The organism is Streptomyces sp. PA03-6a (assembly GCF_033792765.1).
Lineage (GTDB): Bacteria > Actinomycetota > Actinomycetes > Streptomycetales > Streptomycetaceae > Actinacidiphila.
In genome coordinates, this window is sequence record NZ_JARAVK010000109.1 from 22,422 (window position 1) to 30,593 (window position 8,172).

An 8,172-nucleotide genomic window follows, 5' to 3' on the forward strand; every position below is an offset into this window, starting at 1 on the left:
GGGGGAACTGCCCGAGTATCGGAGGTGATGTGTGCCGTCGCGGACAGCCGTTCCAACGCGCCGACCCTGCTCCTCGTCCACGGGGCGTGGCACGGGTCGTGGTGCTGGGACCGCGTGCGGTCCGTGCTCGGGCCCGGCGGCTGGGCGACGCGCGTCGTCGATCTGCCCAGCGCCGGGCGGGAGGACGCCGGAATCCATGACGACGCGCGCGAGGTGCTCCGGGAGTTGGCGGGCATCGAGGGGCCGGTGGTCGTGGTGGCGCACTCCTACGGTGGTGCGCCCGTCACCCAGGCCCTCGCGGAGGCGCCCCGGGTCGCCCATGTCGTCTACCTCGCCGCATACCGGCTGGAGGTCGGCGAGAGCGTCCTGGGCTACCACGGGGCTCCCGTCGCGGCCGACCCGCGGGGCCTGCGCCCGCCCCCGGACGACCCGGTCCGCACGTTCTACGGCGACGTGCCGCGGCGGGAGGCGGAGGCGGCGGCCGCAAGGCTGGTGCCCCAGAGCGTGAAGTCGTTCGCCGAGCCGTTGACCCGCGCCGGGCGGCACGCGCTCCGGTCCACCTACGTCGTGTGCGAGCGGGACCGCGCACTGTCGCCGGCCCGTCAGGAGGCCATGGCCGGCCGCGCCGACGCGGTGCACCGGCTGCCCTGTGACCACTCGCCGTTCCTGTCCATGCCCGAGGCCTGCGCGTCCCTCCTCGCGAGGATCGCCCTCGGAACGACCGCCTGAAGGGCGGCAGCTCGACGCACAGGGGGCCTCCGGCCGGCGGCACCGCCGGCCGGAGGCCCCCATCTGTGATCAGCGGGCGTCAGCCGTCGTTCTCCGCCGACGGGATGTAGGCGCCCGGGACGTCGTCCGGCGCGAAGATCTTGTCCTCGCCGGGGTACGGCGTCGTCCACTGGTGCGTCTCGTACCACGTGAGGTGGTTCATCTGCGCGGGGTTGGCGAAGTCCGGCCTGGCGCTGGGGCCGGTCAGCCGCTGCTTGGACTGCCACTCCTCCCACTTGGCGGCGAGGGTCTTCCTGCTCGCGGGCACCTTCGTCGTCGGGACGGCCGCGGCGTTCGGGTCCTGCGGTGCCGGGGTGTCCAGGCCGCAGGCGGGCGGGGTCTTGAGGCCGTCGGTGAGCGGGGTGCGGTTGGGCAGCGCGGTGAAGGGCGTGTAGTCGGCCTTCTTGGTGAACGCCCCGAACATCGGGGTGGCCGCGCTGTCCTTCTGGTTCATCGGGTGGATCCCGAGGATCTGCTCGATGGTGCGGATCATCGTGATCTGCGAGTAGTAGCGGCTGTCGACGGTGTCGTGCCGGGCCCAGGGGCTGATGATCTGGATCGGGGCGCGGTGGCCGTCGACGTGGTCGAGGCCGGCCTGGGAGTCGTCCTCGACCACGAAGATCGCGGAGTCCTTCCAGTACTTGCTGTGCGAGATCTCGTCGACGATCCGGCCGACCGCGAGGTCGTTGTCGGCGACCTGCGCGGCGGGACCCGCCGGTCCGCCGGTGTGGTCGCTGGAGAGCCAGAACATGTTCAGGTTCGCCGGACCGTTCTTCTCGAAGTCCTGCTTCCATATCTCGGCCCGGTAGACGTCCGGGACGCTGGTGTCGAACTTCGGGAAGCCGGGCACCGAGACGCTGTTCAGAGACGGGATCGGCGAGGACGACACCAGGTTGTAGGCGGTGCCCTCCCCGGTGGCCTGCATGTTCTTGGTGTCGCAGTACAGGTTCTGCCAGGTCGCGCCCGACGGCTTGGTGAGGAACTGGTGGAACTCGCCGAAGTCCCGCACGCTCTTGCCCTGCGCCTCGGCACCGGTCCAGATGAAGCCGGTGCGCTGGTGGCCGAGGGCGTCGTCCTCGGTGTCGTAGCTGCGCGCGTACTCTCCGGCGGAGGACTCGGTGTACTCCGGGTTGTCGGCCTGCATCAGCCAGTTGTGGCCCTCGGCGGAGTTCGTGCCGATGTCGTACGTGTTGTCGTACAGCCCGAACTGCCGGGCCAGCGCGTGCTGGTTCGGCGTCACGTTCTCGCCGAACTCCGCGAGCGACGGGTCGCCGTTGCCCTGCGGGACGTCGCCGAAGACCTGGTCGTAGGTCCGGTTCTCCTTGACGATCATGAAGACGTGCTTGATCGTCGACGGGTCGCCGAGCCGCTGCGGGACGGCCGCCGGCTTCGCGTGGCCCTTGTCCTTGTCCTTGCCCTTCGCGAGCTTGACCGAGCCGTTGGTCCAGCCGTTCTGCTGGAAGACCTTGGCCGTCAGGGACTTGATGGCCTTCTCGCTCGGCAGCGTGAACCGCTGGACGCTCGAGGTGGTGTCGTGCGTGCCGTGCCCGGCACTGCCGGTGGGCCGGCGGGCGTCGATGCCGCGGGTGTTGGAGACCACGACCTGGTTGCCCACGGTGGCGATCTCCGCGGGGAAGTAGTCCGTCGGGAGGAGGCCGACGTAGCCGACCGGCTCCTGCGGGGAGCTGTACCGGTAGACGGCGACCGCGTTGGCGCGGCCCAGCGTCACCAGCAGGTGGCCGTCGTCCGTGAGCGTGACGGCGTTGGGCTCGTAGCCCACCGACGCCTCCGGCCACGGCTGGGTGGCGATGGTCTGCACGACCTTGTTCTTGCGGGTGTCGATGACCGACACGTCGTTGGTGGCGGTGTCCGTGACGAACAGCGCCCCCTTCTTGGCGTACAGGGCGGTCGGGTGCAGACCCACGTCGATGCTCGCGACGGCGGTCGCCGGGTCGGCCAGGTCGATGATGCTGACCGTACCGGTGGTGGTGGCACCGGTCTTGGGGTCGGCAGGTACCTGCGTGCCGTACGAGTTGATGGTGGTCTCGCCGGGCTTCGCCGGGCGCCCGCCCTCGTTGCTGACGTACAGCTTGGAGCCGACCACGACCATGTCGCGCGGGGCGTTGCCCACGGCCCAGCTCTGCTTGACGGTCGCCGTCGCCGTGTCGATGGCGACCACGCGGTTCTGGCCGTTGACCGCGGCGTACACGGTGGAGCCGTCGGAGGAGAACACCGGCTCGCCCACCAGGGCGTGCTTGGAGCCGTCCGCCGGGATGGAGACGGATGTCGGGTTGGCGAGGCTGCCGTCGGGGTTCACGGTGAAGCGGGTGTAGCCGTCGGTCTGGCCCAGCCACAGCTGCGAACCGTCGGGGGAGTACGTGGGGCCTTCCTGGCCCACGCTGTTGCTGCCGATGCGCAGGTCCGCGGACGCGGAGCTGCCGACGAGCTGCTGGACCTTCCAGTTCTTCAGGTCCACGACGGCGAGCGCCACGCCCCCGTCGGTGACGGAGGCCGCGAGGTGGGTGCCGTCCGGGCTGACCGAGGACGACATGATCTTGCCGTTGTCGATGACGAGGCGCTCGCCGTACGGGGCGATGTACTGGTCGCTCGAGACGACCTGCCCCCGGTCGGTGACCTGGCCGACCTGGTCGTGGCCGAACTGGGTGGTCTGGGCGAACCCGATCCCGGTGCCGGTGGCGAGGACGACAGCGGTCGCGGCTGCGAGCGTGAGGCTTCTGCGGCTGCCGAACCATCGGCCGGGGAGGACATGGGTGTCCCTCTCGGCGCCCACGCGGCGGCGACGTGTGACCTGCATGGTGAGTTATCCCTTCGGGGAGGTGGCAAGCAGTTCGACGTTGCCGTCGAACTGCCAGAGCGGGTTCGGCGCGTCCCCCACCGGGGTCCGCACCAGGAAGTAGCCGTTGACTTCCTTCGGCCCGTCGCCGTCGGCGACGTACCGCCCGTCCGGAGTGACGTCGAGCTGGTAGATGGCCTGGCCCGTGGCCGCGACGCCGGGAAGGTGCCAGGAGACGACGCAGCGCCAGTCGTTGCCGGGCCCTTCGGCGTCGGCCGTGACGCCGCCCTTGGTGCACGCCGCCGTGGCCTTGAGCTGCGCTTCGGTGACGGCGGGACGGTGGAGCTGGTCGGTCTGCATGCGGTAGAGGTGAGCGAAGGCCGTGGCGACCGAGCGCTGCACCTTGTCCTGCTCGACCCCGGAACCCGTGGCCGTGGCCGTGGTCGTCGCGGTGAGGACGGCGACCGTCGCGGCGAGCAGCCCGGCCAGCGGCAGGGCGCCGGCGAGGAGCGCGCGGCGCGCCGAGCCGTCGTCGGTGAGGTTGGTGAAGTCGCGCCGCAGGAAGAGGAGGTAGGCCAGGGCCGTCGTGGTCACGGCCCACAACAGGCTGACCGCGATGCCGATGAGGAGCGGTGCGAGCTGCTGGGGGCCGGTGAACAGCCCGTTCCAGGAGATGAAGGCGTAGCCGGGCAGGGCCAGGCGTACGGCGACGGGGAGCGGCATCATCTGCGCGAGCTGCATCGCGAGCGCGACGAGCGCGGGCAGCAGCAGGCCCATCGGGGACCGCCCGAGCGCGATGGAACCGAGCAGGCCGATCCCGGCCAGGGCCAGCGTCGGGGCGAGTGCGCAGAGCCAGGCGAGCAGGACCTGTCCGGCGGCGCCGGACGGCGTCAGCAGGTGGCCGTCGAGGCCGACCAGCGGCTGGTTGCCGACCGCCACGACCCCGCCGACCGCGCTGGAGCAGGCCATCCCGGCCACGAGCAGGAGCAGGACGGTGAGGCTGGCCAGCGCCTTCGCCACGAAGATCCGCCGGGGTGAGCGGACCGCCACCAGCAGGTGGCGCCAGGTGCCGAGCCGGTCCTCGGAGGCGAACACGTCACCGGCGACGACCGAGGTCAGCAGCGGGAGGGCCCAGGTGCCCGCGAAACCGAGCATCACGAGCGGTCCGGCCCACCCCGTCGCGTGCATCCAGCGGCCGAAGAGGGTGTCGACGGGGAGCGTGCTCTGCTGGCTCACCGCGGCGACGAAGAGCGCCGGCGCGATCCAGCAGGCCAGGACCAACAGGCGGATCCGCCATTGCGAGACCAGCTTGACCAGCTCGAAGCGGTAGCCGCGCGAAACCGGGACGCGACGGACGGGGACAACGTTGTCGGCGACGACGGTCGCGGTCATCGGCCGGCCTCCTGCTGCTGGGTGAGGGCGAGGAACGCCGCCTCGAGCGGCGAGACGACGGGTGCGAGCTCGCGCAGTGCGATGCCCGCCCGAACGATCCCCACCACGAGTTCGTCGAGGGCCGGCACCAGAGCGCGCACGACCAGGAGGTCGGCGTCGTTCCGTACGCCGGCGTCGTCGACGACGCGGATTCCGGCCGTGCCGAGGGCCAGTTCGCGGGCGGCCCCCGGGTCGGAGGTGAGCAGCCGGTAGTCGAGTTCACGGTTCTCGGCGGCCAGCTTGCCCAGCGGGCCCGAGAAGACGACCCGCCCGGTGGCCAGGATGGTGACCTCGGAGCACAGTGCCTCCAGGTCGTCCATGCGGTGGCTCGACAGCACGACGGCGGTCCCCTCGTCGGCGAGCCGGGTCAGGACCCCGTGCACGTGCTTCTTGCCCGCCGGGTCCAGGCCGTTGGACGGTTCGTCGAGCACGAGCAGCCGGGGTTTGGTGAGCAGGGCGGCGGCGAGCCCGAGCCGCTGGCGCATGCCGAGCGAGAACCCGCGGGCCCGGTCGTCCGCGACGTCCGTGAGTCCGACCTGGGCCAGTACGTCGTCGATCCCGGCGGTGCGCGCGTCCTGCCCGCGGAGGGCGGCCAGCGCGGCGAGGTTCTGCCGGGCGGTGAGCGACGGATAGAGGCCGGGCCCGTCCACGAAGCCGGCGACGCCGTCGGGCGCGGCGAGCGCCCGCCCGACCGGAGCGCCCAGGATCTCGAGGCTACCGCTGTCGGCGACCGCCAGGCCCAGCAGGAGGCCGAGCAACGTGGTCTTGCCTGCGCCGTTCGGTCCGACCAGGCCGTGGATCTGTCCCTGCGTCACGTCGAGGTCGACGCCGTCGAGTGCGACGACGTCCCCGAAGTACTTGGCGATTCCGCGAGCACGGACTGCGAGGAGTGTGTCCATGAGTCCCTTCTTCCGCAACGCTCAAGGACCTTAGGGAGGGCGCACACCCCCGCCAGGGACGCTCGGTTGAATGGCCATGGAACGTATCGTCAAGAGATCGGCAAGTCCGGGTGCACGAAGTGGGCGTCACCGAGCCGGACTCGGGCAGAACCGGGCGTAGGGCGCGGGCCGGGTCCGTTCGGATCGGAGATTTAGTAGCCATGTACATAGTAGCCATGTACGGTATTTAACGTGAGTCCAGCAACTGAGAGCGCCACGCCGGGGTACCTGGTCTGGCGCCTGTCGATGAAATGGCGGGTGGCCGTCGACCGGGCGGTCGCACCACTGGGCCTGACCCACGCCCAGTACGCGGTGATGGCCTCCCTGTACGGCATGTCGCGCTCCGGGCTGCGGCCCAGCCAGCGCCGGCTCGCCGACCACACCGGCCTCGAACCGCTGTACGTCTCCAAGCTCGCCCGCGCCCTGGAGGCCGCCGGACTCGTCGACCGGACCCGGGACCCGAGCGACCCGCGCGCCATGCAGCTGTCGCTGACCGAGCAGGGGCGCGACGTCACGCGACGCGCGATCGGCGTGGTCCAGGGCCTGCTGGACCAGTTGCTGGAGCCGCTCGGGGGGCAGGACAGCCCGCGCACACGGCAGTTCACCCGCGAGCTGGCGATCCTGATCGACGCACCTCTTGATCCGTACACCGAGAACGACGAGGAGCAGTCATGACCACCACCACACCCGCGCCCACCGCCAACGGCCGGGTCATCGCGCTTGCGCACTACGCCGCGCGCGCCCTCCTGGAGGGCGTGCTGACCCGCCACGGCGCCACGTTCCACCAGAGTGTGACGCTCCGGGTCGTCGTGGCCGCGGGCGGGGCCATCGGCCGGGACGAGCTCGTCGGCGACGTCGTCGGTTCGCTCAAGACCGACGCGTCGGTCGTGCGCGGCGTGATCGAGGAGCTGACCGCCGCAAGGCTGCTGGAGGAAGACCCGGCGGAGGCGTCCCGGATACGGCTCACGGACGCCGGACGGGAGTTGTACGAGAGCACCACCACGGAGACCGCCGAGATCTCCGCCCGGCTGTACGCCGGCATCCCGGCCGAGGACCTCGCTGTCGCCGGTCGCGTGCTGACCCTGATCACGGAGCGTGCGAACGCCGAGTTGGCCGGCGCCTGAGGTCCTCTCCCGCTCCTCGCCGTTCGGGGGGCTGCGGCGTCCTGAGCCGGGGCCCGCTCACCACCGGATGACCATGTATCCGGCCCCGCCGGGCTTCCCCACAGGGTTTGTTGTGGTTCCGCCGTCGCCTCCCGAGCTCTAATCCCCGATCGCCGGCTGCCCGATGAGCGACAACCCCACAGGCGGCGTGACGATGCCGTTCGCCGCGGGGCCGCCCTGGCCGGTGTTCAGACCCGGTTCGCCTGAGCGGGAGACGGCGTCCGGGTTGAGGGGCGGACCGCAGAAGCCGATGCCCGGCGCGCCACTTCCGATGGAGGAAGCGGGTCCACCGGAGCCGCCCGTGGCGAGCGCGACTGCGAAGTTGCCGGGAGGGGCGAACAGGAGCGAGAGTCCGCCCTGGGTGCCTGCGGTATTGGCGGGGCCTCCGGCCCCGCCCTCGCCGATGGTGACCGTGCGAGCTTGCCCCGGCTGTACCTGGACGGTGCACCAGACGAAGCCGCCGCCGTCCCCACCGGTGCCGTTGCCGCCGTTCGTCCTCACACCCGCGCCGCCACCACCGGCGCCCCACAGTTGGACCAAGACGGTGGTGACCCCGTCGGGCGGGACGAAGGTTCCGCCGGCGCTGAATTGCCGCAGACCGTGAACGGCGCTGGGCCCGGCGCGCCTGACGGTCCGCTCGGACCCGCCGGACCCGCAGGCCCGCCCGGACCCGGGGGTCCCGGCGGGCCGGGCGGTCCGGGGCGGCCCAATCGCGGCGGGCAGTAGCCGGGCACGGCCGGGACGAAGAAGCACGGGAAAGCGGAGCGCTGCGGGGCGGCGACCGGAGACGTGAGCACGGGAGTCGCGGCGCGCCCTCCGCTGCCGGCATGCGCCATTCCCGTCACGGCGCCGGACGTCAGAGCCACGGCCGCGGCTACCGTCCACACGCGCACGCACCTCGGACGGCGTCCGGTCGGCGCCGCCAAGCCTCGGCGGATCACAGCATCACTTCCAGCACGGGGCCTCGAAGGCGGACTGCACCGCTCTCCCGCGGCAAGACTCACACCGCTTTGCATCTGACGCACCCTCAGTGAGTGGGCGGGTGACGCGCCTCGGGCACGCAGGGGAGCGCGGGGGC

Annotated in this window: 7 protein-coding genes; 3 read left to right on the forward strand and 4 right to left on the reverse strand. The window is 71.7% G+C overall.

Annotated elements, in window-relative coordinates; all coding sequences use genetic code 11:
- The first annotated feature begins 27 nt into the window (after positions 1-27).
- Positions 28-729, forward strand: a complete 702-nt coding sequence (locus PV350_RS24845) for an alpha/beta fold hydrolase (protein WP_500336167.1) — start codon at positions 28-30, stop codon at positions 727-729.
- A 79-nt stretch (positions 730-808) separates the two neighbouring features.
- Here PV350_RS24845 and PV350_RS24850 read toward each other — a convergent pair whose 3' ends face one another.
- From PV350_RS24850 to PV350_RS24860, 3 genes are read right to left on the reverse strand one after another with little or no spacing between them, the layout of a single operon-like run.
- On the reverse strand, positions 809-3,583 hold the full coding sequence (locus PV350_RS24850) for a bifunctional YncE family protein/alkaline phosphatase family protein (protein WP_500336169.1): 2,775 nt from the start codon (positions 3,581-3,583) through the stop codon (positions 809-811).
- A 6-nt stretch (positions 3,584-3,589) separates the two neighbouring features.
- A complete protein-coding gene (locus PV350_RS24855) occupies positions 3,590-4,954 on the reverse strand; it encodes an ABC-2 transporter permease family protein (RefSeq protein WP_499510191.1) in 1,365 nt (454 codons plus the stop codon).
- The gene (locus PV350_RS24860) at positions 4,951-5,892 is read right to left on the reverse strand and encodes an ABC transporter ATP-binding protein (protein WP_500336171.1); all 942 of its coding nucleotides are present in this window, start codon (positions 5,890-5,892) and stop codon (positions 4,951-4,953) included. The genes PV350_RS24855 and PV350_RS24860 overlap by 4 nt, the downstream gene beginning before the upstream one ends.
- Before the next feature lie 231 nt (positions 5,893-6,123).
- Between PV350_RS24860 and PV350_RS24865 the strand changes: the two genes are divergently transcribed.
- Both PV350_RS24865 and PV350_RS24870 read left to right on the forward strand, forming a co-directional pair.
- A complete protein-coding gene (locus PV350_RS24865; protein WP_500336174.1) occupies positions 6,124-6,606 on the forward strand; it encodes a MarR family winged helix-turn-helix transcriptional regulator in 483 nt (160 codons plus the stop codon).
- Positions 6,603-7,055: a winged helix DNA-binding protein gene (locus PV350_RS24870; RefSeq protein ID WP_500336176.1), complete on the forward strand. Its 453-nt coding sequence runs from the start codon at positions 6,603-6,605 to the stop codon at positions 7,053-7,055. Before PV350_RS24865 ends, PV350_RS24870 begins: the two co-directional genes overlap by 4 nt.
- A gap of 138 nt (positions 7,056-7,193) precedes the next feature.
- On the opposite strand, the gene PV350_RS24875 is transcribed toward PV350_RS24870, so the two are convergent.
- Positions 7,194-7,991, reverse strand: coding sequence for a glycine-rich domain-containing protein (locus PV350_RS24875; RefSeq protein ID WP_500336179.1), 798 nt, complete (start codon positions 7,989-7,991; stop codon positions 7,194-7,196).
- Positions 7,992-8,172 lie beyond the last annotated feature (181 nt).